Source organism: Allochromatium tepidum (assembly GCF_018409545.1).
GTDB classification, from domain to species: domain Bacteria; phylum Pseudomonadota; class Gammaproteobacteria; order Chromatiales; family Chromatiaceae; genus Thermochromatium; species Thermochromatium tepidum_A.
This window is the reverse complement of sequence record NZ_AP024563.1, coordinates 2,844,296-2,869,490: the sequence shown is the minus strand read 5'-3', so window position 1 is coordinate 2,869,490 and position 25,195 is coordinate 2,844,296. Positions and strand designations below refer to the sequence as shown.

Annotated in this window: 30 protein-coding genes and 2 pseudogenes; 19 read left to right on the top strand and 13 right to left on the bottom strand. The window is 63.3% G+C overall.

Translation table 11 applies throughout. From position 1 onward, the window contains the following. Positions 1 to 7: 7 nt before the first annotated feature. Genes Atep_RS13840 through Atep_RS13830 form a run of 3 tightly spaced genes read left to right on the top strand, consistent with a single transcriptional unit; the run spans position 8 to position 4,018 of the window. On the top strand, positions 8 to 1,393 hold the full coding sequence (locus Atep_RS13840) for a CAP domain-containing protein (RefSeq protein WP_213379046.1): 1,386 nt from the start codon (positions 8 to 10) through the stop codon (positions 1,391 to 1,393). Positions 1,394 to 1,409: 16 nt separating this feature from the next. Further along, complete coding sequence (locus tag Atep_RS13835; RefSeq protein ID WP_213379045.1) at positions 1,410 to 2,120, top strand: methyltransferase domain-containing protein; 711 nt, start codon at positions 1,410 to 1,412, stop codon at positions 2,118 to 2,120. A 50-nt stretch (positions 2,121 to 2,170) separates the two neighbouring features. Then, a complete protein-coding gene (locus Atep_RS13830) occupies positions 2,171 to 4,018 on the top strand; it encodes an InlB B-repeat-containing protein (RefSeq protein WP_213379044.1) in 1,848 nt (615 codons plus the stop codon). On the opposite strand, the gene Atep_RS13825 is transcribed toward Atep_RS13830, so the two are convergent. From Atep_RS13825 to Atep_RS13810, 4 genes are read right to left on the bottom strand one after another with little or no spacing between them, the layout of a single operon-like run. Then, positions 3,997 to 4,827, bottom strand: a complete 831-nt coding sequence (locus tag Atep_RS13825) for a sulfotransferase family protein (RefSeq protein WP_213379043.1) — start codon at positions 4,825 to 4,827, stop codon at positions 3,997 to 3,999. The genes Atep_RS13830 and Atep_RS13825 overlap by 22 nt on opposite strands. A 2-nt stretch (positions 4,828 to 4,829) precedes the next feature. After that, entirely contained in the window at positions 4,830 to 5,714 is an 885-nt protein-coding gene (locus tag Atep_RS13820; protein ID WP_213379042.1) for a sulfotransferase family protein, read from the bottom strand. Between the two features lie 2 nt (positions 5,715 to 5,716). After that, positions 5,717 to 6,511, bottom strand: coding sequence for a glycosyltransferase family 2 protein (locus Atep_RS13815; RefSeq protein ID WP_213379041.1), 795 nt, complete (start codon positions 6,509 to 6,511; stop codon positions 5,717 to 5,719). Continuing rightward, positions 6,480 to 7,820: an ABC transporter ATP-binding protein gene (locus Atep_RS13810; protein WP_213379040.1), complete on the bottom strand. Its 1,341-nt coding sequence runs from the start codon at positions 7,818 to 7,820 to the stop codon at positions 6,480 to 6,482. The genes Atep_RS13815 and Atep_RS13810 overlap by 32 nt, the downstream gene beginning before the upstream one ends. Before the next feature lie 374 nt (positions 7,821 to 8,194). On the opposite strand from Atep_RS13810, the gene Atep_RS13805 reads away from it, so the two are divergent. The 7 genes from Atep_RS13805 (at position 8,195) to Atep_RS13775 (ending at position 14,389) form a co-directional block, all read left to right on the top strand. Further along, entirely contained in the window at positions 8,195 to 10,621 is a 2,427-nt protein-coding gene (locus Atep_RS13805) for a beta strand repeat-containing protein (protein WP_213379039.1), read from the top strand. A gap of 167 nt (positions 10,622 to 10,788) precedes the next feature. After that, on the top strand, positions 10,789 to 11,472 hold the full coding sequence (locus tag Atep_RS13800; protein WP_213379038.1) for an O-linked N-acetylglucosamine transferase family protein: 684 nt from the start codon (positions 10,789 to 10,791) through the stop codon (positions 11,470 to 11,472). Next, a complete protein-coding gene (locus tag Atep_RS13795; protein ID WP_213379037.1) occupies positions 11,469 to 12,071 on the top strand; it encodes a class I SAM-dependent methyltransferase in 603 nt (200 codons plus the stop codon). Before Atep_RS13800 ends, Atep_RS13795 begins: the two co-directional genes overlap by 4 nt. 41 nt (positions 12,072 to 12,112) lie before the next feature. Continuing rightward, a complete protein-coding gene (locus Atep_RS13790) occupies positions 12,113 to 13,369 on the top strand; it encodes a glycosyltransferase (protein WP_213379036.1) in 1,257 nt (418 codons plus the stop codon). Beyond that, on the top strand, positions 13,366 to 13,596 hold the full coding sequence (locus Atep_RS13785; RefSeq protein ID WP_213379035.1) for a hypothetical protein: 231 nt from the start codon (positions 13,366 to 13,368) through the stop codon (positions 13,594 to 13,596). Before Atep_RS13790 ends, Atep_RS13785 begins: the two co-directional genes overlap by 4 nt. A gap of 141 nt (positions 13,597 to 13,737) precedes the next feature. Continuing rightward, positions 13,738 to 14,031, top strand: coding sequence for a toxin-antitoxin system TumE family protein (locus tag Atep_RS13780; protein ID WP_213379034.1), 294 nt, complete (start codon positions 13,738 to 13,740; stop codon positions 14,029 to 14,031). Continuing rightward, positions 14,012 to 14,389, top strand: a complete 378-nt coding sequence (locus Atep_RS13775) for an HVO_A0114 family putative DNA-binding protein (protein WP_213379033.1) — start codon at positions 14,012 to 14,014, stop codon at positions 14,387 to 14,389. The genes Atep_RS13780 and Atep_RS13775 overlap by 20 nt, the downstream gene beginning before the upstream one ends. A gap of 452 nt (positions 14,390 to 14,841) precedes the next feature. Here the strand turns inward: Atep_RS13775 and Atep_RS13770 are convergent, their stop codons facing one another. Both Atep_RS13770 and Atep_RS13765 read right to left on the bottom strand, forming a co-directional pair. Continuing rightward, positions 14,842 to 15,162, bottom strand: coding sequence for a hypothetical protein (locus Atep_RS13770; protein WP_213379032.1), 321 nt, complete (start codon positions 15,160 to 15,162; stop codon positions 14,842 to 14,844). Further along, entirely contained in the window at positions 15,149 to 15,430 is a 282-nt protein-coding gene (locus Atep_RS13765) for a hypothetical protein (RefSeq protein WP_213379031.1), read from the bottom strand. The genes Atep_RS13770 and Atep_RS13765 overlap by 14 nt, the downstream gene beginning before the upstream one ends. A gap of 514 nt (positions 15,431 to 15,944) precedes the next feature. Between Atep_RS13765 and Atep_RS13760 the strand changes: the two genes are divergently transcribed. The 6 genes and pseudogenes from Atep_RS13760 to Atep_RS13735 all read left to right on the top strand — a co-directional run bounded on the left by Atep_RS13760 (position 15,945) and on the right by Atep_RS13735 (position 18,471). After that, on the top strand, positions 15,945 to 16,175 hold the full coding sequence (locus tag Atep_RS13760) for an AbrB/MazE/SpoVT family DNA-binding domain-containing protein (RefSeq protein WP_213379030.1): 231 nt from the start codon (positions 15,945 to 15,947) through the stop codon (positions 16,173 to 16,175). Continuing rightward, positions 16,165 to 16,515, top strand: a complete 351-nt coding sequence (locus Atep_RS13755; RefSeq protein WP_213379029.1) for a type II toxin-antitoxin system PemK/MazF family toxin — start codon at positions 16,165 to 16,167, stop codon at positions 16,513 to 16,515. The genes Atep_RS13760 and Atep_RS13755 overlap by 11 nt, the downstream gene beginning before the upstream one ends. A gap of 185 nt (positions 16,516 to 16,700) precedes the next feature. Beyond that, on the top strand, positions 16,701 to 16,979 hold the full coding sequence (locus Atep_RS13750) for a type II toxin-antitoxin system TacA family antitoxin (protein ID WP_213379028.1): 279 nt from the start codon (positions 16,701 to 16,703) through the stop codon (positions 16,977 to 16,979). A 54-nt stretch (positions 16,980 to 17,033) separates the two neighbouring features. Further along, positions 17,034 to 17,573 (top strand): GNAT family N-acetyltransferase, encoded by a 540-nt coding sequence (locus tag Atep_RS13745; RefSeq protein WP_473697688.1) that lies wholly within the window; start codon positions 17,034 to 17,036, stop codon positions 17,571 to 17,573. Positions 17,574 to 17,600: 27 nt separating this feature from the next. Next, positions 17,601 to 17,705, top strand: a pseudogene (locus Atep_RS16940) (DUF4160 domain-containing protein); the annotation flags it as partial. Positions 17,706 to 17,727: 22 nt separating this feature from the next. Next, positions 17,728 to 18,471: a transposase gene (locus Atep_RS13735; protein ID WP_236786241.1), complete on the top strand. Its 744-nt coding sequence runs from the start codon at positions 17,728 to 17,730 to the stop codon at positions 18,469 to 18,471. A 24-nt stretch (positions 18,472 to 18,495) separates the two neighbouring features. Here the strand turns inward: Atep_RS13735 and Atep_RS13730 are convergent, their stop codons facing one another. Continuing rightward, positions 18,496 to 19,311, bottom strand: coding sequence for an NYN domain-containing protein (locus Atep_RS13730; RefSeq protein WP_213379027.1), 816 nt, complete (start codon positions 19,309 to 19,311; stop codon positions 18,496 to 18,498). A 411-nt stretch (positions 19,312 to 19,722) separates the two neighbouring features. Between Atep_RS13730 and Atep_RS13725 the strand changes: the two genes are divergently transcribed. Together Atep_RS13725 and Atep_RS13720 are read left to right on the top strand one after the other, a co-directional pair. Next, positions 19,723 to 19,971 (top strand): DUF2442 domain-containing protein, encoded by a 249-nt coding sequence (locus tag Atep_RS13725; protein ID WP_213379026.1) that lies wholly within the window; start codon positions 19,723 to 19,725, stop codon positions 19,969 to 19,971. 34 nt (positions 19,972 to 20,005) lie between these two features. Beyond that, on the top strand, positions 20,006 to 21,598 hold the full coding sequence (locus Atep_RS13720; protein ID WP_236786238.1) for a methyltransferase regulatory domain-containing protein: 1,593 nt from the start codon (positions 20,006 to 20,008) through the stop codon (positions 21,596 to 21,598). A 163-nt stretch (positions 21,599 to 21,761) separates the two neighbouring features. On the opposite strand, the gene Atep_RS13715 is transcribed toward Atep_RS13720, so the two are convergent. The 5 genes and pseudogenes from Atep_RS13715 to Atep_RS17190 all read right to left on the bottom strand — a co-directional run. Beyond that, positions 21,762 to 22,208, bottom strand: a complete 447-nt coding sequence (locus Atep_RS13715; protein WP_213379025.1) for a PIN domain-containing protein — start codon at positions 22,206 to 22,208, stop codon at positions 21,762 to 21,764. 9 nt (positions 22,209 to 22,217) lie between these two features. Continuing rightward, a complete protein-coding gene (locus Atep_RS13710; protein WP_213379024.1) occupies positions 22,218 to 22,454 on the bottom strand; it encodes a type II toxin-antitoxin system Phd/YefM family antitoxin in 237 nt (78 codons plus the stop codon). Between the two features lie 208 nt (positions 22,455 to 22,662). Next, positions 22,663 to 23,082: a putative toxin-antitoxin system toxin component, PIN family gene (locus Atep_RS13705; RefSeq protein WP_213379023.1), complete on the bottom strand. Its 420-nt coding sequence runs from the start codon at positions 23,080 to 23,082 to the stop codon at positions 22,663 to 22,665. Then, a complete protein-coding gene (locus Atep_RS13700) occupies positions 23,082 to 23,321 on the bottom strand; it encodes a ribbon-helix-helix domain-containing protein (protein WP_213379022.1) in 240 nt (79 codons plus the stop codon). The genes Atep_RS13705 and Atep_RS13700 overlap by 1 nt, the downstream gene beginning before the upstream one ends. Positions 23,322 to 23,557: 236 nt before the next feature. After that, positions 23,558 to 23,689, bottom strand: a pseudogene (locus tag Atep_RS17190) (IS982 family transposase); the annotation flags it as partial. A 180-nt stretch (positions 23,690 to 23,869) separates the two neighbouring features. Here Atep_RS17190 and argB point away from each other — a divergent pair. Continuing rightward, positions 23,870 to 24,766, top strand: coding sequence for an acetylglutamate kinase (gene argB, locus Atep_RS13695; RefSeq protein WP_213379021.1), 897 nt, complete (start codon positions 23,870 to 23,872; stop codon positions 24,764 to 24,766). A 17-nt stretch (positions 24,767 to 24,783) separates the two neighbouring features. On the opposite strand, the gene Atep_RS13690 is transcribed toward argB, so the two are convergent. Next, positions 24,784 to 25,182 carry a hypothetical protein gene (locus Atep_RS13690; RefSeq protein ID WP_213379020.1) on the bottom strand — a complete coding sequence of 133 codons (399 nt, stop codon included), beginning with the start codon at positions 25,180 to 25,182 and terminating at the stop codon, positions 24,784 to 24,786. Between the last annotated feature and the right edge of the window lie 13 nt (positions 25,183 to 25,195).

The following is a 25,195-nucleotide window of genomic DNA, read 5'->3' as shown; positions in this document are numbered from 1 at the left end:
GTGAGAGATGATCAAGCGGCTCATGGCCTTGGTGCTGGTACTGACGGTGGCCTTCCCCGTGGCGGGGGTACCCGAGGATGCGCGGCTGTTCACGGATGCCTGGGCGCCTGAATCGGCGATTCCGGATCAGGCCGTGAAACTGGTGTGGCGTCAGCGGCTCGTTCAGGTCCGGATCGAGGCCCTGCCTCTGGAACCCGGCGGCGAGGTCGCACTCGATCTCTTCGACGATCGCAGTATCCGGCTCGTCTGCGACGAGATCGGCGAAGAGATGCTCGGCAGTCTCTCCTGGTGGGGGCATGGCGCGGACGAGGCCGGCGTCCTCGCGCATCTCGCCCTGGGTGAAACGACGGTCTCGGGCACGATCCTGACGCCCGATGGCATCTTCCAGATCCGTCCGTTCGATGACGACTGGCACGTCGTGCGCGAGCTCCCTCCCGGCGATGACTCACTGTTCGCCGGGCGCATCCCCTTTGGCGAGCGGCAGCCCGCCAGTGCCCTGGCCTTCGAGACCGAGACCGCGACCCTCACCAACAACGAGCGCCGGATGAACGGCCTGCCCCCTCTGGCCTGGAACGATCGCCTGCTGAACTCGGCGCGCGGACACTCGATCGACATGGCCACCAACGACTATTTCAGCCATACCGGACTCGATGGCCGCAGCCATGCCGATCGCATGTCGGATGCCGGCTACAACTGGAACTATGCGTCCGAAAACATCGCGGCCGGACAGACCTCGCCCGCCGCCGTCGTCGATGCCTGGATGAACAGCCCCGGACACCGCGCCAACATCCTCGACACCATCGTCTGCGATCTGGGCGTGGGTTATGCCTATGGGGCCGGCAGCACCTACCGGCACTACTGGACGCAGAACTTTGGCCGTCAGCAGGGCGTCGGCACCTGCCCGCCCGTCTCTGGGGACGACCAGCCCAGGGCCGAGGACTACTACCGCAAGGTGAACGCCTACTTCTATGGCGCCTTCGGGCGCGCGGCCACGTCTTCCGAGCTGGCCGAGTGGGGCGCCGTGCTGCGCGACAACAGCGGCAGCGTCTGGAGGCCCCTGGGTGCCGGGCTGCAGCACTTTCTGAGCAACTCGCTGGGCTGGGGCACGGCCCTGATCGACGACCAAACGGCCCGCTCACGGGTGGACGAGGTGCTCGGGAACCTCTTCGGTTCATCCTCGGACATCGACTCGCGTATCACGAATTACTACGTCGACGCCCTGGTCACCGGCTCCATTCGCGAGCGTGGACTCGTCAATGCCGTTCTCAACGATCTGGCGATCATGCCCCGAGTCGACGGTACCTACGGCAAACCCAACGGCTGGACGGGCGGACCGGGCGACGGGTTGCTGACCCCAGCCCAGATCAGCGCCTACCGCGCCCGGATCGAGTAAGCGAGAGACATATCCGATGAGTTTGATTCCGAGCAACATGCTCTCCATGAGACGCCGGCTCAGTGAACGGTATCTGGCGGGGCGGGGTATCGAGATCGGCGCCCTGCACATACCCTTGCACGTCGGGCCGGCGGTGGAGGTGCGCTATGTCGATCGGCTCACACCCGATCGACTGCGCCGCCAGTATCCGGAGCTGAACGCCTATGACTTGGTCGACGTGGATATCGTCGACGATGGCGAGCGGTTGACGCAGATCGCCGATGGCGAGGTCGATTTCATCATCGCCAACCACATGCTCGAACACTGCGAGAACCCATTGGGCGCCATGCGATCCCATCTGGCGAAGCTCAAGCCTCAGGGGGTGATCTATTATGCGGTTCCGGACAAGAGGCATTGCTTCGACGCCGAGCGGCCGCTCACGGATTTCGAGCATCTCGTCCGCGACGATCGGCAGGGGCCTGAGGTCTCGCGTCGGGCCCACTTCGCGGAGTGGGTGAGATACGTCAACAAGATCCTCGATCCGGTCGAGGCCGAGCGGCAACTGGAGCGGCTGCTCGAGATCGACTACAGCATCCATTTCCATGTCTGGGACTTCGATTCGTTCAACGCCTTTTTGAACGACGCTCAGGCCTATTTGAACGGCGCGTTTCATCTCCGCGAGTTCCAGCGCAACGATACCGAGATCATCGCCATTCTGCAGGCCGACCGTCGAGCCCCGGTGGATTGATCTGCGCCGGGGCCTCGCGTCTCACTCGACGAACGGCAGAGGACACCAAGATGCACCCAACGACACGCCTCCTCGGACTCCTTGGATTTCTCGCACTGACGAGCCTCCCGGTCCAGGCCGCCACCCCGCAGCCGGCCGCCGGCGAGCAGCACTCGCTGGCCCTGCATGCCGACGGCTTCGTCTGGTCCTGGGGCCTGGGCAGCCAGGGACAGCTCGGGTTGGGCGGCGACCGGCTGTTCTCCGAGTCCGAGCCGCAACGGGTGCTCGACCCCGGCGGCACGGGCTTCCTGAACCTGCGCCGGACGGCGGCGGACGAGGTGCTCCTGACCCTGAAGGTCGAGGGTTCCGGGCGCGTGCTTGACGGCAGCGGCGCCATCGACTGTCCGGACGTCTGCGAGGCCGTGTTCGCCGCCAACAGCCGGACCCGCCTGAGTGCCGTGCCGGACGCCGGCTGGAGCTTCGCCGGCTGGGGCGGCGGCTGCACGGGGGCCGATGACTGCACCCTGACCCTGGTGGAGGACGTCGAGGTCACGGCCAACTTCACCGAACTGAGCAACCGCTACCGGCTCGACAGCCCGGTCAACGGCAGCTTCGAGAGCGGCATCGGCGTGGTGCACGGCTGGGTGTGCGAGGCCGGCCGTGTCGACCTCCAGGTCGACGACCGCGCCCCCTTCACCGCCGCCTATGGGTCCGAGCGCGCCGACAGTCAGGCCATCTGCGGCGACACGGCCAACGGCTTTGCCGCCGCCATCAACTGGTCCGACTACGGCGACGGCGAACATACCCTGATCCTGCTCGCCGATGACCGGCCGCTCACCGAGGCGCGGGTGATCGTCACCACCCTGGGCGCCACCTTCCTCACCGGGTTGAGCGCGAGCACGACGGTCGCGGACTTCCCGGCGGCCGGACTGAACACGCCCCTGGTGTGGTCGGAGCCGCATCAGAACTTCGTCGTCAGCCGGGGCGGGGCGGCGGCCGCACAGGCCGACTGGGCGAGCAGCGCTGCGGGCGCCGGTCACTGGGAGAGTCCGCTGGCCGGCGGGTTCGAGAGCGGCCAGGCGCTCATCCGCGGCTGGGTCTGTGCCGCGAGCACGGTCGATGCCGAACTCGACGGCGTGCGGTTCGCACTGCCCTACGGCAGCGAGCGTGCGGATACGCGCGGCGTCTGCGGCGACACCGACAACGGCTATGCGCGTGCCGTCAACTGGAACGACTATGCCGACGGAGAGCACCGGATTCGGCTGTTCATCGACGGTGCCGTCGTCGAGACGCGCAGCTTCCAGGTCGCCACCCCCGGCGGCCAAGGCCGCGTCAGCGGCGTGCAGCGTCTGCACAGGATCGCCGACTTCCCGCGTCCGGGCGACAGTCTCGGTCTGCAATGGTCCGAGCCGCACCAGAACTTCCGGATCGTCGCCTATGCCGCCGCCGGCCAGACGGCCGAGTCCTACCATCGCAAGGTGCGCGCCTACTTCCAGGGCGGTCTCGGGCGTGCGCCCACGGCCGGCGAACTCGACGACTGGAGCGCCGTCCTGTTCGACAACTCCGGCAGCGTCTGGCGGCCGGCGGGGGCGGGTCTCCAGGTGTATCTCAGCGATCTGGTCGGCTGGGGCGCGGAGCTCCCGACATCCGCCGAGGCCGGCGCTCAGGTCGACACCGTCCTGACCAATCTCTTCGGCACCACCAGCGGTCTCGACAGCCGTATCCCGGCCTACTACGTCGACCAGCTCCTCGCGGGCAGCATCCGTGCGCGCGGACTCGTCAATGCCGTTCTCAACGATCTGGCGATCATGCCCCGAGTCGACGGCACCTATGGTCAGCCCAACGGCTGGACGGGCGGACCGGGCGACGGGTTGCTGACCCCAGACCAGATCGGCGCCTATCGCTCCAGGGTCGAGTGAGACAGCGCCTGATACACGCCGTCCAGTTCGCTGTGGATGAAGGCCCGGCTCGCGGCGTCCAGTTCGCGTGCGCCGCGTCCCAGGCTTTGGCCGTGGATGCCCGAGGTCCGGTCGATCTTGGGGTCTTCGAGTCCGCGTCCGCGGGCGGGGTCGTTCAGGTGCTGTGTCAGGGTGCCGTCGTCGTCCAGACCGAGCCGGTCGAGCAGCGCGCCCAGGGTCGCCTCGGGGCGTTCGACCAGGGCCTCGTAGCTCAGGCAGTAGCCGCGCTCGGGGGCGCGGGCGAAGAACTGCAACGCCGCCTCGCCATTGGCGCGCCAGCGGGCGACCTGTTCGGTCAGCACCGGCGGCAGGCTCTTCTCGAAGCCCATTTCGCGCACCGAGGCCAGGGTGTCGAGCGGGTCGCGGAGCAGATGGACGTAGACGAAGTTTGATCCCAGCGCCTGTTCCCAATACGGCAGATAGCGGGCGTTCTCGGGGTCTTTGTCGGCCCAGCGGCGTTTGCCGAGGCGTTCGGCGGCGCGGGTGCGCAGTTCGGCATAGGCGCGTCCCCAGACGGCGAGGCGCTCGGCCTCGTCCAGCGGCAGTCCGCGGCAGGCGTTGAAGAAGCGCAGATGGCCGTAGGGGTCGTCGCCGTATTCGCCCAGGACGTCGCGCATGAACTTCAGCTCGGGCGGGCAGTGGACGGCCGGATGGGCGTCGAGCAGGCGCCGGAGCAGGGTGGTGCCCGAGCGATAGAAGCCGCCGATGAGGATCGGGGTCTCCATCTCGCGTTCAGACGCATATCGACGCAGTAAGTCGCGGATCGCCATCTTCAGACCTCGGCCGGCGCATACCCGAGCGCCGTCAGCAGGTCGCCCGCCTCGCGCTCGAACAGCGCGACCTCGGCCGGCGTCAGTCCGGTACGCCACTTGCCGGACTGTGCCGGATCGGGCGGACGCGCCGTGTTGGCATGGATGCTCAGACGTCGGGCGCGCGGCACCGCCACCCGACCCTCGCTGTCGCGCCGGTCGCCCAGCTCGCCCAGACGCGATGCGGCGCGCCGGTGGTAATCCAGCATCCCAGGCTCGAAGGGCAGCTCCAGGAAGGCGCACACCCGCTTCAGCTCGTGCTCGGGCGCGGCGATCAGATCCTCGAAGCGCAGTTCCAGATAGCGTCCGGGTTCCAGGCGCGCGGCCTGGGCGCGCGCCTCCAGGATGCGTCCGCGCCAGAGCCGAGCGGCGGCGGCCAGGTCGTCGCCCGGACCGAACCACTTGTCGCGATAGGACAGGGCCACATCGCGTCCGTCGCGCAGGATGTGCACGAAGCGCGCCTCGGGCAGCAGGGTGCCGATGGCCGCAACCTGTTCCGCATAGGTCGGGGTCTTGTCGCCCCAGCGCGGTTTGCCCTGGGTCCGGGCATAGACGGTGAAGAACAGCCGCACCGCCGCCGCCGGGTCGAAGGGGTCGAGCGCGCGCAGGCGGTGGGCGAATCCGGTCGTGCTCAGGTCGAAGTCGTCCCAGTTGGGCAGCGCCTGGAGCCGTGCCAGACACGCGGCGCCGTCGCGCGGCGGTTCGGCGAGCAGGACGGGGATGAAGTGGGTCTCGGCCGGGATGGCCAGCTGCGAATGGGCGTCCAGCATCAGACGCAGCAAGGTGGTTCCCGAGCGTCCCATGCCGATGACGAAGGGGGCGGGCGGGGCCTGGGTGCGCGGTTCCATGCTCAGCCCTCCAGGAAGGGATGCGTGGTCCGGGGGCGATCCGTGCGCCAGCCCTCGACGTCGGGCCGGATCAGTTCCTCGGGGGCCGGCAGGCGGGCGGCGTTGGGGTCGAAGTGGGCGCGTTTGCCGTGCCAGCCGAGCTGTTCGACCTCGTAGGCGGAATAGCGGCGTTCGTGTCGGTATTTGCTCACCAGATGTTCCCAGCTCAGGAAGGGGTAGTGACGCAGGATCAGGGGTTCGGGGCTCAGGCGCCGGCCGGGGAACTCGGCGCGGTGTCCGCCGAAGCTCAGCAGGTCGACGGGTCCGGCGTGGCGCCAGGCGTTGACGCGATGCAGCGGGTTGGGCCGGAAGTGGTAGGCGTGGGGCAGGGCGGCGACATAGTCCGTGCCGCGCGCGTCCTGGGTGCGGTCGGTGGGCGTGAAGACGAATTCCAGGAAGTCGATGGCGTCGTAACCGGCGGCGTCGGCGGCGGCGATCGCCTCGGCCAGGGTCCGGCCGGGGACGGGCGACTGGCGGATCTCGTCGGCATCGTGGTGGATGTACCAGTGGTCGCCGAGTTCGGCGGCCAGTTCGGCCTTGCGTTCGAGGATTCCGCGCCAGTCGTAGAAGCCGGGGTAGGGGCGCGATTCGATCCCGATCAGTCCGCGTCCGAGCCAGGCGCGGGCGATCTCCAGGCTGGGATCCGTGGAGTCGTTGTCGATCAGGTAGCTCTCCAGGCCCTGTTCGCTCAGGTGGCGCAGGCAGCGTTCCAGATAGAGGGCTTCGTTACGAATCGCCAGCAGTGCAATGATGCGCATCGGTCGCGAGTCTCATGTCGGGGTCCATGATGCCCAGGAAGGCGCGTTCGTCCCAGGTGCTGGTGAAGCTGAGGGCGGCGATCTGGGCCACCAGAGGCAGGTAGACGTCCTGGCCGACGCGCCGCTCCAGGCGCAGGGTGACGAAGTATTCGCCGGGGGCCAGGCGGTTGGTCCAGCGGACGCGGGCGGTGCCGTGCGGGCCGGGCGGTAGGCGGAAGCGTTGTCCGCACAGTTCGAGCAGTCGGGTGTTCTGGATGACGACGGCCAGATAGGTGTCGGGGTCGGGCGTGGTGCCGTCGGCGGCGGCGTCCGCGTCCGCGCGCCGGTAGTCGAGGGTCAGTTCCAGGGTGCCGCCGACTTCGCACAGTCCGCGGGCGGCGCCCGTGTCGCTGAGTCGGGCGCTGAGGATCTCGGCCCGGCCGTCGCCGAAGGCGGCGGCCTTGTCGCCGGCGCCCAGGGCGGGTCGGGTGGTGACGGGCGGTGCGTCGGCGGCCAGTTCGGCGCGCTGGCGGGTGCGGATGTCCTGGAAGTATTGGGTGGCGATGGCTTCGGGGTCGCCGATGGCCTTGACCCGGCCCTGTTCGAGATAGAGGGCGCGATGGCAGAAGGTCTTGACCATGCCCATGTCGTGGGAGACGAACAGCAGCGTGGTGCCGCGTTCGGAGAGTTCGCGGATGCGCTGCAGGCATTTGAACTGGAAGGCGGCGTCGCCGACGGCCAGCGCCTCGTCGACGATGAGGATGTCGGGGTCGACGCAGACGGAGACGGCGAAGGCGAGCCGGACGACCATGCCGCTGGAGTAGTTCTTGACCGGCTGGTCGATGAATTCGCCGATGCCGGCGAAGGCCTCGATCTCGGCGAAGCGGGCCTGGATCTGGGGGCGTTGCAGGCCGAGGATGGCGGCGTTGAGGTAGACGTTTTCGCGGCCGGTGAACTCGGGGTTGAAGCCGCTGCCGAGTTCGAGCAGGGCGGCGATGCGTCCGTGGGTGCGGATGTGGCCTTCGGAGGGTTTGAGGGTGCCGGCGACCAGTTGCAGCAGGGTGGATTTGCCGGAGCCGTTGCGTCCGACGATGCCGAGTGTTTCGCCGCGGGCGACGCTGAGGTCGACGCCGCGCAGGGCCCAGAAGGGTTGGTGGTGGCAGGGGGCGGGGCGGGGCGGGTGTCCCAGGCGGGCGCGGGCGCGGTTGGCGACTGTGTTGAGTCCGCCGGCCAGGGACTGTCGGAGTCGGTCCTGGGGGCGGGCGTAGAGGCTGTAGAATTTGCCCAGTCCCTGGAGTTCCAGGGCGGGGCCGTGGCGGTCCTCGGGCATGGGCGGTCGGGTGTCCTTGTGTGCTTTGGATGATGAAAGGGGCGCAAGGATAGCGCAAGCGGGGGGCTCTAGGGTCTACAATCGCTCGCAGACCGCGTAGCCGGTGTGCTTTGCGCTTTGTCCGCGTTTGCTTTAGTATGGTGCCACCTGTACGAGTACGGCCGGCGTGATCGGGCCGGTACCTGTTGGCAAATAGCAACAGTTGTGCGTCTGATGTTTTTTTGCCGATTATGCTTTGATCTCTCTACGGCTTTAGTGTATTAAATACGCCGAGCGCAACTCGTTCGAGAGTGGCTTAGGTGTGTTCCAAACCGGCGTACCTACCAAGATTGCTGCGCGAAATCCTCGACCCAACCCCCCTTAAGGGGTCTGACATGGCGACTGCTGAGCAATATCAAGCGAAAGTTTCTGCCTATTTCTTTGCCACCCTGGGCCGTCCGGCCAGCTCCGCTGAGTTGGCGGGTTACACTAAGGTGCTCGCCGACAACAACGGCAGCGTCTGGAAGCCGGCCGGGGCGAGTCTGGTCAGCTATCTGACCCCGCTGCTGGAGGCCGCGACCGCCGGTCAGAGCAACGGTAAGATCGTCACCGACATGTTCGTACGTCTGGTCGGGTCTCAGCCTCCGCTGATCCTGTTCAACTACTACACCAGCATGCTCGATCAGGGCACGATCAAGCTCAAGGGGCTGGCGAATGCCATGCTCAACGATCTCAAGCTGATGCCGAATGTCGATGGCGAGTTCTCTCAGCCGTCGAACTGGCCGATCCATCTCGATGATCAGCTGGCCGCCGGGCAGCGTGAGGCCATGATCGCCAAGACCGGCGTGGCTGTGGCGTTCACGGCGAAGCTCGATACGCCCCAGGAGAACAATGCGTTCATCAAGAACCCGAGTCCGGCAATTCAGTTGCTGGCGGGCGTGACCGATGAGGCTTCGGCTGGGGTGGCCAAGGGGCAGATCGATGACGTCATCGCGGATATCGTGAGCGGCGGCGGCAGTCCCGGCCAGACCTTCACGCTCACTACGGGTATTGACAACATCGCTGGTACTTCTGGCAACGACACCATCATTGGTGATAATACCGGCTCGGCCGACACGATGACGGCTGGTGACCAAGTCAAGGGGGGCGATGGTGTAGATACCTTGAAGGCTTATGTAAAGGCGGCAACTGCCATCGAGGATGTCGTGCTGCCTCAGCTGAGCAATGTAGAAAACCTCTACATCAAGGGTGGCAAATTCACTGCCGGTAACTCGGTGGACTACTCCGGCAAGGCAGGTGTCACCAGCATTGAGTTGTCTGATGTCGCTGCCATGGGCACCGCTGGAAACAAATACACCATCAAGACTTCGGCTACCCAGTCTGTCACCCTGACGAACTACAACTCTAGCGCTACTAATACCATCGAAGTCGATGGTGCTACTCAGGTCAATCTGAATGGTGTCGGCACGGATAAAACAAACAACGCTGCGATCACCGTGGATTTCATAAGCGCAACGGCGACCACTGCGACCCTAGCCGGCACTGGGGCAGCGAGCAAGGTGACGCTCGGCAACACAGGCGCTGCTCTAACCGCGTTGACCATCAAGGGCGATAAGGATCTGACCATTACTGAGTCCCTGAACGGCCTGAAGACCATCAACGCTTCAGCTGCGACTGGCAAGGTTTCAGTTAACGCATCCGGCGCTACATTGGATGCTGCATTTGCATTCACCGGCGGTTCAGGCAATGATACGTTGACGCTGAAAGCTGGTGCACTGGGCCTGATTACCGCAGGTTCGCAACTGGATGGTGGTACTGGCACCGACACCCTGGTTACCAATGAGAGCGCTGTCCTGACCGCAGCGCAAATCGCCAAGGTTAATGCAACCAAGGGCTTTGAAGTACTCGGCTTTGGTACTAGCGGATCTGGTGTCGACGTTTCGCAGCTCACCTCCATCAACCAGTTCAAGGTTGGTGCAGGAAACTTGACCGAGACGTTTACCAACGCAAACAGCGCCAGCAAGTTCACGATCGACAACTCGAGCAGTAACACCGGCACTATATCCATCGCCAACAAAGTCGGCGAAGGCACGACCACAATCACATTGGACACTGGTTCTGCTACCACTGCCCAAACGCTGGCCACCTTGACGCTGACTGGTATCACCACCGTCAATTTGACTTCGACCGGTTCTGCCGGCAACGTTGTGACGACGCTGAACAACGCTGACAACTCGGCAATCACTGTCAACGGTTCCGCAGACCTGACCCTGACCCTGAAAGCAACGGCAATCGGCAGCAAGATCGATGGTTCCGCTGCAACCGGTAAGCTGACCCTCACCGGTAACACCACAGCTTACTCCGCAGGCAGCTCGCTGGGCGACATCCTGATCGGTGGTAGCGGCGACGATACCCTCAAGGCTTCCGTTAACAACGCAACCTTGACCGGTAACGGTGGCAACGATAACTTCGACGTGAGCGTTGCACTCGGCGGTACTGCATCCCTGACCACGATCACCGACTTCTCGAAGGGTGACTTGATTACCTTCGCGAACAAAGGCACTGAAGTATTCACGGCTACCAAGTTGGACGTGAGCGCAGCGACCACGCTGGCTGGTGCACTCGACCTCGCAGCAGCAGGCAATGGCGGCACCGACGCTATCGTCAAGTGGTTCCAGTTCGGCGGCAACACCTATGTTGTCAACGATCAGACTGCTGGCGCAACCTTTGCAGCAACTGACTTCGCGGTGAAGTTGGTTGGTTTGGTTGACCTGTCGACTGCGACATTCGACACCACTGCAAACACGCTGAACTTCCAATGACACAATGAATAGGGGACCGACCACGTTTTTCGGTCATCCCCTCGCCCTCGGGTAACCGAGAGTGCCTGACTCCAACCCCGCTTCTCACAAGGAGGCGGGGTTTTTTCACATCCGCCGTCCCGCCAGCACTGACTTTTTGCGCAATTAAAGGGGCCAGGGTCATTTTTTTGCGTGATGGTCTGCGCTTTTGCTACACACCACCAGAATATGCACCCCCCGTCTCGCCCGCACCGGTTTCACAGAAAGGCTACGTCACCTTCGGCAGTTTCAACAATCTCGCCAAACTCACGCCCGAAGTCATCGAAACCTGGTCCGCGATTCTGAAAGCCGTGCCCAACGCACGATTGGTGCTCAAGTGGAAGTCGCTCGGCGATGCTGAAATCCGGGAACGACTCGTTGTCCGGTTTGCGCAACACGGCATCGATACGGCGCGCATCGACTGCCGGGGTTGGTCTACCCACCCGCAGATGCTGGCCGAGTATGGCGAGATCGACATTGCGCTCGATCCATTTCCGTTCTCGGGTGGACTGAGCAGTTGCGATGCGCTGTATATGGGCGTGCCGGTGCTGACGTTGCCCGGCGAGCTGCCCATCTCGCGCCAGACCGGTAGCTTTCTCGATGCGCTGGGGTTGACCGACTGGATTGCCTCGTCGCGCGAAGATTACATCGACAAGGCGGTGGCGCTGGCTGGTAAAGCTGATTTGCTCGATTGCCTACGCCAAAACTTGCGAGAAAAGATGCTCACCAGCCAGCTGTGCGGTGGCGCCGCCTATGCTCGGACTATAGAGTCCGCCCTGTCTGCGCTGCACATGGCAAACGCTCGTCTCCCAATACCAAGTACCCTGACATGAAAACCTTCCTCCACGTCGGCTGCGGCCCGAAACGCAAAGACCAAACGACTCGCGGCTTCAACACCTCCGAGTGGCTGGAGCTGCGCTTCGACATCGACGAGTCCGTCCACCCCGATCTCGTCGGCACCATGACCGACATGGCAGCAGTCGCCTCTGAATCGGTCGATGCGATCTTCTCCAGCCACAACATCGAGCACCTGTATCCGCACGAGGTGCCGATGGCGCTGAAAGAATTCCTGCGCGTGCTTAGACCCGACGGCTTTGCCGTGATCACCTGCCCCGACCTGCAATCGGTCTGTGCGCTGGTGGCCGAAGACAAGCTCACCGAACCGGCCTACGTTGCACCCGCCGGGCCGATCGCACCGCTCGACATCCTCTACGGCTTTCGCCCCGCACTCGCGCGCGGCAACCTCTACATGGCCCACCGCTGCGGCTTTACCCAGAAGGTGCTCGTGGGGACACTCCTGGCCGCCGGCTTTGCCCAGGTGGCGAGCATGCGCCGCGCCCACCCCTTTTACGACCTCTGGGCGGTCGCGAGCAAATCGCCACGCTCCGACGACGCAATGCGCGCACTCGCCAGCCTGCACTTCCCCTGTTGACCGTCGCCTGCCATGCAACGCGTTGTGCCGAGCGTAGCCCCATGAAGCTCCTCTTCATCCACCAAAACTTCCCCGGCCAGTTCAAACACCTTGCGCCCGCGCTCGCGCAGCTGGGCCACACGGTGGTGGCGATGACAATGCAGAAGGTGCCGGCAAGCAACTGGCAAGGCGTCCAGCTCATCCCCTACGCCGCCAGCCGCGGCACCACGCCCAATGTGCATCCGTGGGTGAGCGACTTCGAGACCAAGGTGATCCGGGGCGACGCCTGCTTTCGCGCCGCGTTGCAGTTAAAAGCCCAGGGTTTCACGCCCGACGCGATCATCGCCCACCCCGGCTGGGGCGAGAGCCTCTTTCTCAAAGAGGTCTGGCCGAAGGCAAAACTCGGCATCTACTGCGAGTTCTTCTACCACGCCCACGGCGCGGACGTCGGCTTCGACCCCGAGTTTGCCACCAACGACCCGGGCGAGCCGTGCCGCTTGCGGCTGAAGAACCTCAATAACCTGCTCCACTTCGAGGTCGCCGACGCCGGATTGAGCCCCACCCACTGGCAGGCGAGCACCTTTCCCGAGCCCTTTCGATCCAAAATCACCGTCATCCACGACGGCATCGACACCGACCATCTTCGCCCCAACCCCGCCGTCTCGCTCAACCTCGCCCGCCCGGACGGCAGCCGCTTCACCCTCACCCGCGCCGACGAGGTGGTGACCTTCGTGAACCGCAACCTCGAGCCCTACCGGGGGTACCACATCTTCATGCGCGCGCTCCCGGAGCTGCTTGCCCGCCGCCCCAACGCCCGGGTGCTGATCGTTGGCGGCAACGGGGTGAGCTACGGCGCCGCCCCCGACCCGGCGCGCTATGGCGCGGCCACCTGGAAAGAGGTCTTCCTCAACGAAGTGCGCCCGCGCATCCCCGACGTCGACTGGGCGCGGGTCCATTTCCTCGGCAACATCCCCTACCACCTCTTTGTGCCGCTGTTGCAGCGCTCCACCGTCCACGTCTATCTCACCTACCCCTTTGTGCTGTCGTGGAGTCTGCTCGAAGCGATGAGCGTCGGCTGCGCGATTGTGGCAAGCGACACCCCACCGGTGCGCGAAGCGATCCGCGACAATGAAACCGGCCGGCTTGTCGACTTCTTCGACGTCGCGGGGCTCACCGACGCGATCGGCGCGCTCCTCGCCGACCCCACGGCGCGCGAGCGGCTGGGGGCCCATGCGCGGGCGTTTGCCCAGGCCAATTACGACCTCAAGACGGTGTGTCTGCCCAAGCAGTTGGCGTGGGTGGAGGGTTTGACGCCGTGAATCGGCTGATCGACCCCAACGCCCTGAAGGCCAAGCTCGCCGCGATCGAAGCGGAAGCCATCGGCTGGCTTCCGCTGGAAGAGGAGAAAACGGGAAAACGGGGAAAACGGGGACAGACCACGTTTTCTGCTAGACTCACCAAGTGTCGACTTGGTTCAGTTCAGAGTCTGTTTGTCCAATGCCCAGACGCGCGCGCATTCTCGCCGACGGTTATCCGGTGCATGTGATTCTGCGTGGGATCGACCGCGCGGCGATCTTCTTCGAAGACGAAATAAAGGGGCCAGGCTCATTTTTTGCGATCTACCCTGTTGTACGGCCCTGTTGTATGGCCCTTGACACCATATTCTGGCTATGGTGTGATACACCCCATGAAAGCGCAAGAGGTTTTTCGGGTCAAGCAGGCCTATGGTTCCGGGATAGTGGAAATCGTGATCTGGCAAGTACCGCAGCCTGTGCCGCCGTCCGGACATCCCTATAAATACCGGCTGGTCTATGCGGTCGATGGCCAACGGGTGCTGGGTTATGACAATGAACGGGGCAAAGGCGACCATAAGCATGTCGGTCGGCACGAAGAATCCTACCGCTTTATCAGTCCGCAACAATTAATGGCCGATTTCATGGCCGACCTGAAGGAGCACTGTCATGACGAAACGGATTCTTAACGTCAAGGTCGGCGAGCCTTTGACCGCCTCGCTGGCATTGGCGTCGAAGACGATGGAGGCGCTGGAACAGGGCAAGCCTGTGGCGCCTTATTTCGGCATTGGCTTTGCCGATGTTGGACAGCTTTTTGCAGTCTTCACGCCCAAGCGCTGGGACTTGCTCGCGGCACTGAGGGAAGCGGGGCCAATGACCATCGCCGAGCTGGCGCGATGCGTGCGGCGCGATTACAAGAACGTTCATCGGGATGTTGAGAAACTGATCGAATGGCAAGCCGTGGAGAAAGATGACCGGGGCCGGATTTCGGCGCCCTATGATGAGATCGTCGTCGACGTTCGCTTGCCGCAAAAGCGTGCGGCCTGAATTTCGACTTTCCGATGCAGCCTCCCACCCCGTCCGCTCACGCTAATTAAAGGAAATAAAATAATAGGGGACAGACCACGTTTATTCGGCCAAGCCCGGTAGGGTGGGCACGCTTGTGCCCACCTAATCGGTGACCGTTGCAATCCCGACGATTCGGCAACCCAACAAAACCGACCCGGCAAACGGCAACACACCGCCGTATGTAACACGAACCGCCTCGCCCTAAACCGGGTGCGGCGGTTGTTTTATTCCCCGCGGCGGCGTGGGTTTCTACTTCATCACACAAACAACATTGTTTGTCGTGGGCACAAAACCGTGCCCACCCTACTTGGCTCCTCGGCGCCGCCGATTCCAACACCAGCAACGACAGCACGCGGTTGCCGCCCGGATAGCTGTGCTTCATCTCGCGCAAAGTGATACCAGCAGGTTCGGATGAGCACCAGCGCTGCAGCTCATTTCCTGCCATAGGTGGCATCGTGGTCGGGCGCGATGGTGAGCAGTCGGATGAAATCCCCGTCGCGGTACGCAGTTGCCCTGCGTGATTGGGTGATGCGCAGGGAGTAGATCGCATCAATGCCCTGGGGTGGCTTGATGCTGGTGATTTTTTCCCACTTGAGGCCCTGGTCAAGGTACAGGTGGTTCCAGGTCAGCTGGCGGATTTTGTTGAGCGTATCCAGGGCTGCGTGTCGCTCGGGCTTTTGCAGCGTGAGCAGGTTGTCCTGAAACACCGGGTTGTTCAGGTCGAGCCTGACCTTGGCTTCACTGCTCGCCATGGCCCAGGCGCTTGAGCGTGTCTTCGGTATCGGCATCCGATGCGGCATGGGCCACGGACCAAGCCATGGCCGCTTGTAGATCGGCCGCTGCCTGCGGTGCGTGCAGCCAGCGCTCATTGTCGGGAATGACAGTGGCAGTACGCACCAGCCAGACACCGGGCTCGTACTCTTCCACCAGCACCTGGCGGCCAGCGTATTGCTTGCCCAGCGAAATCTGCCCGTTGGTGCCGACGACCTTGACGGTGGGAGAGTGTGCCGTGATGGCCATGATGAGACTCCTTGGTAGTATGCGCGATATTATAAATTTCGTGCAGCACTAATTCAAGCCCGGTAGGGTGGGCACGTTTGTGCCCACCTAATCGGTAAACATTGGAATGCCGACGATTCGGCAACCCAACAAAACCGACACCGGTAAACGGCAACACACCACCGTATGTAACACCGAACCGCCTCACCCTAAACCGGGTGCGGCGGTTTTTTATCCCCCGCGGCGGCGTGGGTTTCTACTTGATCACAAAAACAGGATTGTTTGTCGTGGGCACAAAACCGTGCCCACCCTACTTGGCTTGGCTTCAAGATGATTGCCTCCATGGCGCGCCCGGCGCAATTCGACCTCTGGGCCGTCGCCAGCAAGAGTGAGCGGACGCAAGAAGCGATGCGCAAGTTGGCTGCCGAACATTTCCCGGGATGATGGCAGTTCCGTTCGCGGGACATCCATCCATTGACATTAAACGCCCCATCCCTTACAGTAAGAAAGTAATGCGATTCTTACGGAGCTTGCCATGATCGCGATAGCCAAGATTACCGCCAAAGGCCAGACGACGATACCGCAGGCGGTGCGCGAGATGCTCCACATCAAGCCCGGCGACGCCATTGCCTGGGAAGTGAACCGTGACGGCACGGCCAGTGTCCGGCGCGTCGATGCGCTGGACGGACAATACCTGCGCGCACTGGAAGGCACGCTTGCCGAATGGAGTGGCGCTGAAGACGAGGCGGCGTACCGTGACCTTTGAACGTTTCGCGGTCGTTCGCGTGCCGTTTCCCTTTACCGACCGGCCGGCCGCCAAGAACCGGCCGGCCTTGGTGCTGTCCGATGCAGCGCTTTTCAATGAGCCGACCGGACATGCCGTGATGGCCATGATCACCTCGGCAGCCAATCCCCCATGGGCCGGCGATTGCCCGATTAGCGACCTGCAAGCGGCTGGCCTGCCTGCGCCCTCCAAGGTGCGCTTCAAGCTGTTTACGCTGGACCTGCGTCTGGTGCGCGGCCAGTTGGGGCGGCTCTCCGCACCAGACGAAGCCGCAGTGCGGCTAAAGCTCGAGCAGGTGCTGCTGTCGGAAGATGCGCCATGACCGCCGCCGGGCCGACCCTGCAGTGCGCAAGCATCTGGGGGCGAGCGCGCGAGCGTTTGCGGTAGAACACGACGACTTGACGCGCGTGTGCCTGCCCCGGCAGCTCGCGTGGGTGGCGGGGTTGGCGTAAACAGGACAACGTCCGGATGCGATAATGAGTCACTCTCAGCAATGGGGAACGTACAGTGACCACCTTGAACCTCTCCAAAACCGAGCGGATCGATCTCCGGGTCAGCAGCTCCGTCAAGAGCCTGCTGCAGGAAGCGGCGCGTGCCTGCCATAAAAATGTCAGCGAATTCCTCCTTGAGGCAGGCGTGATCGCAGCCAACCAGACGCTAGCCGATCGACGCCATTTCACGTTGAATGAAGAGCAGTGGCGGGCCTTTCAGGAGGCGCTCGATCGTCCGGTGAAAGCCAGGCCACGGCTGGAAAAACTCCTCAATGAGCCCGGGGTTCTCGATTGAGTGGAGCGTTTGAGGCGATCCGCAAGCTCGCGCCGACCGATTCGACCGAAGGCTTTGACTGCGGACACCCGGCGCTCAACCGGTTCTTGCAACGCTACGCGCTCGTCAACCAAAGAGCAAAAAACAGCCAACAGCGCCCAGACCTATGTCTGCTGCCTCAGTGGCCAAGTAGTGGGTTACTACACTCTGGCGGTCGGGAGCGTCGATCCACCGGACGCCCCCGAACGGGTAACGAAAGGATTGGCCAGACATCCGGTGCCGGTGATGATCCTTGCACGGCTCGCCGTGGATCGCCACCACCAAAGGAAAGGCCTGGGCAAGGCACTGCTGAAAGACGCGCTGCTGCGCACTGCGCAGGCCGCCGATACATTGCGGGTATTCGCTGTCTGCTCGTGCACGCCAAGGATGAGGCGGCGCGGCAGTGGTATCTGTCGTGGGAATTCGAACCCAGCCCCACCGACCCCTACCATCTGTTTCTTTTGCTCAAAGATCTCCAAGCCATCCTGCACCCATAACAAAAAGGACCAGGAAGCGTTCCTGCCGACCCCGCAGCGCGCGAGCGGCTCGGGGCCAATGCGCGGGCGTTTGCCGTGACGCACTACGACCTGACAGGATTACAAGGCATCCATTGCCATTGAGGATGGTCGAGTGATTGCGGGGAGTTTTCCGCCCAAGCAACTCAAGCTGGTGCAGGCATGGGTGGAGTTGCACCGCGACGAACTGTTTGCCGATTGGGAACTCGCGGTCAATGGCACGGATGACCATGCCCCGCCGCCCCCGCATCCATCTGCCCGGCGTGCCCATCCATCTGGTGCAGCGCGGCCACAACCGCGGCGCCTGCTTCTTCACGGAGGAGGACTATCCGGCCTACCGCGCGTGGCTGGGCGAGGCGCTCAAGAAAACCGGCTGCGCCCTGCACGCCTATGTGCTGATGACCAATCGCGTTCATCTGCTGCTGACGCCGCCCACCGGTCAGGCGGTGTCGCAACTCGTCATCTCGCTCGGGCGGCGCTATGTGCAGTACATCAACAAAACCTACAAACGCACCGGCACCTTGTGGGATAGCCGCTACAAATCCTCACTGGTGCATGCGGAGGATGACTTGCTGACGTGCCGGCGCTATATCGAATTGAACCCGGTGTGTGCCGGGATGGTGGATGATCCGGCAGCCTATCCCTGGAGCAGTTACCGGGCCAATGGGCTGGGGCAGCCGGATGCCTTGCTGAGGCCGCACGCGCTTTATTTGTCGCCGGATCGCAAGGCGCAGGCAAGGCAGGCGGCTTATCGCGCCTTGTTTCGCAGCGAGCTGGACAAGGAAGCCCTTGCCGACATCCGTCTTGCGCTGAACCAGGGCCGGCCCTTGGGCAAGGGCCGCTTTCTCGACCGGATCGAGCAAATGATCGGACGCCGCTGCGAAGTTCGACCCCGCGGCCGGCCACGCAAGATCGGTCGCCCCGATGTGACGGAGCAACAGCAGGTGTTATCGTTGTGAGCGCCGTCCCGCCACAACTGACTTTTAGGAGTTTCGTGCGACTTTTCTCAACTCAGCCCTGAGTTGGCGCTTCTCCCCATCTTCCAAGCTGCGCTTGGCAGCATCTCTGCCTGCACGCAGCAAACGGCGATCGATCTCTTGCGGCAAGGATCCTTTTTCGGGGATGGTTGCCTTTTCTTGGTCGGAGCGTGCATCGAAAGTGATTTGGGCGACGTCGGCTAAATTGATCTGTTCAGCCGGGAATTGGCCTGCTTGTGGCACCACAGCCATGGCTTGTTGCGAATTTCCGCTTGCGCTACTGCTCCTCGCAGCACTGACGAAGCGCTTCACTGCGTCGTCTTCCCAGTGCGTTTTGCAGTCAGCCTCAGCACGCAAGAACGGAGATGTCGCCTCTGCAGGCCCCATGGTCAAGAGGTGAACCCGAATACCCATGCTTTGCGCGGCAAGCACCCCCGGTGTCAAATCGGCATCACCCGAGAGCAGCAGCGCATCGGTGATCGATTTGCTCTGGGCCAGGCTAATGAGGTCTGCGATGATGAGCCCGTCTACCGCCTTTTGATCTCCGACACCGTTACGAGTCCCCAAGCGAAGTTTGAAGTCATCGAGATCTTCGATCGCTTGGTGGCCGGCGGTCTTGCCATAGGTGCCAGGGCCGTCGTACCAATAGACCCGCAAGAGATCTGCGTCAGGAAACTGCGCCTGCGCAAGATGAATGAGTTCTGCCCTCAACTGAAGGTAATCGATGGTGATGCTCTCACGCCCCAGGCGTTGGCGATGCACAATGTAGGTGGCCTGTACCCAGAAGTAGCCCGCATCAACGAAGAGTGCAACCCGACGCATACGGTCTCCAGATAGCAAGAAGGGCGCCGCAGCGCCCTTCCTAAGTAGGATGCCTTTGGGGCATCGACGTAGACAGGCTCCTTTGGGGAGCCAAGTAGAAACTGAAAAAACCTGCCGGGGTGCGCTTGCTTGCAGAGGCGTGGCGGGTATTGCTGGGGTGAATTATACGGGGATTCAGTGCTTCGTCAAGTTCAATAGAGGATTAAAGGGGCCAGGCTCATTTTTTGGGTCGTCGCGGCGGCTCGGAGCGAAAGCGCGCGTTTGCGGCGGCGCACGTCGACTTGAAACGCCGGTGCCTGCTGCGGCAATGCGAAAGGGTGGCGCGGTTGGCGTAAAATATTGCGCAACTGCCCCTACAATCGAACAAGGAACGCTACCCATGCCCACCATCAGCATGTTCTACGGAGAACCATGAACGAGTTGCTTGATGTGGTGAAAGTCAAAGCCCGGTCCGATTTTAAGTTGGAGCTTGAATTCGAAAACGGGGAGCGTCGACTTTTCGACATGGCCCCCATCATGGACAAAAAACCATTTACGCGATTGAAAGAGTCCAACCTGTTTCTTGCCGCACGCGTCGCTTACGGGACGGTCGTTTGGCCGGGGAATATCGACATTGCCCCCGAGACCCTGTACGACCGTTCGATACCGCTTGACGGTTGACCATGCCCCGTCGCCCCGCATCCGTCTGCCCGGCATGCCCATCCATCTGGTGCAGCGCGGCCACAACCGCGATCTTTTACGAGGAAACCCCATGACCGACTGGACCGCCGGTTACGTCACCGAGATCGACTACACCCACGGCTACTACGCCGAACTCAACCCCTTGCGCGCGCAGCTCGCGCTCGCGGCGGCAGGTTTTGCGGCACCGGCGGGCTTCGCCGCCTGCTGCGAACTGGGCTTCGGCCAGGGGCTGAGCGTCAACATCCACGCGGCCGCTGGCGGCGCCCAGTGGTTTGCCACCGACTTCAACCCCGCGCAGGCGGGCTTTGCGCAGTGGCTTGCGGCCGCCTCGGGCGCCCGCGCCGCGCTCTTTGACGAAGCCTTTGCCGACTTCTGCGCCCGCACGGATCTCCCCGACTTTGACTACATTGGTCTCCACGGCATCTGGAGCTGGATTTCCGACGAGAACCGCGCGGTGATCGCCAATTTTGTGCGCCGCAAACTCAAAGTGGGCGGGGTGCTTTACGTCAGCTACAACTGCCAGCCCGGCTGGGCGGCCTTTGTGCCGCTGCGCGACCTGTTGGTTGAACACCACGCGCGACTCACCGCTGCCGGGCGCGGGGTGGTGCCGCGCATCGACGAGTCGCTGGCCTTTGCCGAACGGCTTTTTGCCACGAGCCCCCTCTACGCCCGCGCTAACCCCCAGGTGCCCGAGCGCCTGAAAAAAATCGGCGAGCAAAACCGCCACTATCTGGCCCACGAATACTTCAACCGCGACTGGCACCCGATGTCGGTAGCGCGCATGGCCGAATGGCTCGCGCCCGCCAAACTCCAGTTTGCCGCCTCGGCCCACCTGCTGGATGCGGTCGATGCGGTGAATCTCACCGCAGAGCAGCAGGCGCTGCTGCAAGAGATCCCCGACCCCGTCTTTCGGCAGCTGGTGCGCGACTTTTGCGTCAACCAGCAATTCCGCCGCGACTACTGGGTCAAGGGCGCGCGGCGCCTGACCCCCCTCACCCAAGCCGAGGCGCTGCGCGCCGTTCGCTTGGTGCTCGTGCAGCCGCGCGGCGACGTCGCCCTCAAGGTCACCGGCGCCCTGGGCGAGGCGACACTTACTGAGGCGGTCTATGCGCCCATCCTCGACGCGCTCGCCGACCACAAGCCCAAGACGCTCGGCGAGCTCGAGCAGGCGCTTGCCCCCAAGGTGAACTTTGGGCAACTTGTGCAAGCGGCGCTCGTGCTCACCGGTGCCGGCGTCACCCAACCGGCGCAGGACAAAGCCGCCGCGAGCAACGCTCAGCCCACCACCAAGCGCCTCGACACCGCGCTGATGAACCACGCCCGCGGCAGCAACGACATCGCCTTCCTCGCCAGCCCCGTCACCGGCGGCGGCCTGCCGGTGAACCGCTTCGAGCAGCTCTTTTTGCTGGCCAAAGCCCAGGGCAAAGCCAACCCGCCCGATTGGGCGGCGTTTGCGTGGCAACTGCTTGCCGCCCAGGGCCAACGCCTGGTGAAAGAGGGCAAGGCGCTCGAAACCGCCGAGGAGAACCTCGCCGAACTCACCGCGCAGGCGGAAAGCTTCGCCCAGAAGCGGCTGCCGCTGCTGCGGGCACTGATGGTGGCGTGAGTTACAGCGGCAAACTCTAACAAGGCGCAAGCGCGATGGCGACGACCGAAATCACTTGGGACGTCCTCAAAGCGATGCTCGCTGAACTGACTTGACTTAACGCCGCGGACGTGGTGACCGCTGCTGCTTGTCATGCCCGTCCACGACAGCTGTTTTGTGCGGTTCAGTCCACGCGGCGCAACAACCCGCTCAGTAGCGGCGAACACGGTTCAGCAAACGGGTTGACCACGGTCACGCCGCGCCAGGTAAAGCCATCGTGCAAATCTTCCGAGAGCAGCACTCGGCAGCGGTTTTCTGCAGCGACGGCCAGAATCAGAGCGTCCCATATCGGGAGCCGATGATCGACGGTCAGATCGAGCGCCGACTGAAACGCAAACCAGGTGGAGTCAGCGACCTCAAAGCTGTCCGCCCAACTCAAGATGGCTTCACGCGCTTGTGCGGCAGAGCGTTTGGCTTTGCCCGTGAGAACGCGTGAGAGTTCGCCCAGCGTCTGCGCCGGCAGCACCACGTCACTACTGGGCAGTTGCTCAACCAATTGGATGGCCATGTTGCAACGCCGTTCATCGCCAAGCCCTTCGGCATAGGCGAGCACGTTGGTGTCGAGGGCCACTCTCACCGCTCAGCCCTCGTACAGTTCATCACGCGTCCAGTTTCGCTCGCCACTGGCTTTTTGCTGACGCAGCCGCTCGAGCAAATGGCACTTGGCGGAGTCACGCTCACGGCCGTCAGAGCGTGCAGGAGAAATGGTGGCGACGGGCTTACCCCGCGACAGCACCGTGACAACCTCTCCACTTGCGACCTCGCGCAGCATGCTGGAGAAGTGGCGATTGGCGTCACCGGCAGTAATGGTCTTCATTGCGTTGCACAAAAGTAGTGTTGTGTACTACATTATCATCTCGTCGTGTGTGCCGTCAAGGGGTGGGCCAACGGTGCCTCCCGAACAAGGTGCAAGCACAATGGCGACGACCGAAATCACCTGGGACGTCCTCAAAGCGATGCTCGCTGAACTGACTTGACTTTACGCCGCGGACGTGGTGAGGGTGCTGCTTGTTGATCGCAGCATGTCAGATCACCTCGGCGCAGAATGAGGCCGGCGTGATGATACGCGTGCGCCCAATGTTGCCCCGTTGCAGCAGCCCGGCGCGGCGGTCGCCCGTCACCAGGTAGTCCGCCTCGCCGCCGATGGCCATCGCCGGCAGGAACGCATCGTCGGGATCCGGCGTGTCGAAACCATCCGGCAAATGCGGCAGGCGCTCCAAAACGATGGCGCGCTGCATGTTGTTGACCATCGTGCCGATGCGGTGCGCGGGCAAGATGGTCTTGAGCTTGGGATAGCGGCTTGCCCGGCGCAGCTCGTCAAGCTGCGCCACTGAGGTCACCAGCTCGAAGCGCCCCGCGCGCCAGGCGCGATAGATGGCATCGGGCGGCCCATGGGGCGAAATCAGCGCGCCGAGCAGCACGTTGGTGTCGAGGATGACGCACATCAGCGCTCACACGCCCATTGCACAGCCTCGTCGATGAGGTCGGTCAGCTCGGTTTCGCTCAGGCCGGCAGCGGCCGTCTTGGCCTGATCGACGGCACGCTCCAGCAAGTAGGCGCGCACGGCTTCCTCGATGAAACGCGAAAGGTCGCCCTTGCGGCCCCCGCCCTGGGCGGCGATGAACATGCGCACGGATTGATCCACTTCAGGCGAGACGGCGATGTTCCAGCGAACGGTGTCCATAAGTCCTCCATGTGTTGAGTGTATAGGTGTTTATACACCTTTTAACCCCCTGAATGAGTGGCCATCAAGCCATGGCTACCACCGTTGCGGCCTGATTCGCCATCACCTGTCTCCGCCCCACGATATTCCCCACCACATTGACTGCCTCCAGCATTGCTTGCGGAGACAGATGCGCGTAGCGCATCCGTCACCTTCGGATCTTGGGGTTGAAGAACACCCAGGGAATGTCTTCGCGGCATGGTCGCGCCTTCGGGCAGATCGAAGGCGTAGAGTTTGAGCGCCTTGGCGTCGTTGAGCGAACCTGGGGAGAGGAAGAACTCCCCGGGTTGTCCGCGCGCGTTGACCATGAGATGGATCTTGAGGGCATAGCAAGCAAACCCCGATGGATGCCAACCCTTCAAGGTGCAGCCCTTTTAGTGTAGCGACTGAGACTGACGATCCCAAATCACTTCGACATGACACGAGCACCGGCTTGACGCCCGGCAGGCCCTGCCGTAGGTTCCGCGAAATCCTTTCGCTTCTTCAGTCTTCGACGAGATCCCGACCCGATGACCATCCCAACCGAACGCGCCCAGACCATCGCCCACGTCCTGATCGAGGCCCTGCCCTACATCAAACGCTTCCAGGGCAAGACCATGGTGATCAAATACGGCGGCAACGCCATGGTCGACGAGGCGCTGAAAGAGGGCTTCGCCCGCGACGTGGTGCTGATGAAGCTCGTCGGCATCAACCCGGTGATCGTCCACGGCGGCGGGCCGCAGATCGGCTCGCTCCTGACCCGGCTCGGCAAGGCCAGCGAGTTCGTCCAGGGAATGCGCGTGACCGATGCAGAGACCATGGACGTGGTCGAGATGGTGCTCGGCGGTCTGGTCAACAAGGAGATCGTCAACTTCATCAACCGCCACGGCGGCGCGGCCGTGGGCCTGACCGGCAAGGACGGCGACCTGATCCGCGCACGCAAGCTGCTCATCAAGCGCGACGCCCCCGAGTTGCACGTCCCCGAGATCATCGACATCGGCCATGTCGGCGAGGTCGAGAGCATCGACCCGGCCATCATCCACATGCTGACCAAGAGCAACTTCATCCCGGTGGTCGCCCCGATCGGTGTCGGCGAAGACGGGCATTCCTACAACATCAACGCCGATTTGGTCGCCGGCAAGATGGCCGAGGTGCTGCGGGCCGAGAAGCTCCTGCTCCTGACCAACATCGCCGGTCTGCTCGATGCCGAGGGCCGGCTCATCCCGGATCTCGACGTCGGGCGCGTGCAGACGCTGATCGAGGACGGCGTGATCCACGGCGGCATGCTGCCCAAGATCCGCTGCGCCGTCGAAGCCGTGCAGTCGGGCGTCAAGTCGGCGCACATCATCGACGGGCGGGTGGAGCATGCCGTCATGCTCGATCTCTTCACCGATACCGGCGTCGGCACCCTGATTCGGGGCCGGTGAACCGCACCGCGCGGCTGTCAGCCGGGACGCAGATGCTCGATGTATTTGGGCGTGTCGAGCATCGTCAGCCGCGCCGCATTTCCGTTGACGATCAGGCGCGCGGCCGTTCCCTCGAAGTGCAGCTCGCAGCGGATGTGTCCGCGACTCTCGAAGGGAACGGGGATCATGTCGCGATAGGTGTAGATGTTCTCGTCGAGATCGCCGCCGGCGCAGACCAGCGGCCCTTCCGGCGGACGCTCGGCGACTTCAGCCCCTTCGATCACCAGACGACCGGCCTGCCGCCAGCGCGTGCGCTCGGCCGAGCCGGTCATGGTCTTGACCAGATAGGCACGCGCGAAGCGGATCTCGACCCGATCGCCGTCATAGTCGATCGCCTCGATCTCGGAGCCCTTGAGTTCGATACTGCTGCTGTCCAACGCGGTTCTGTTC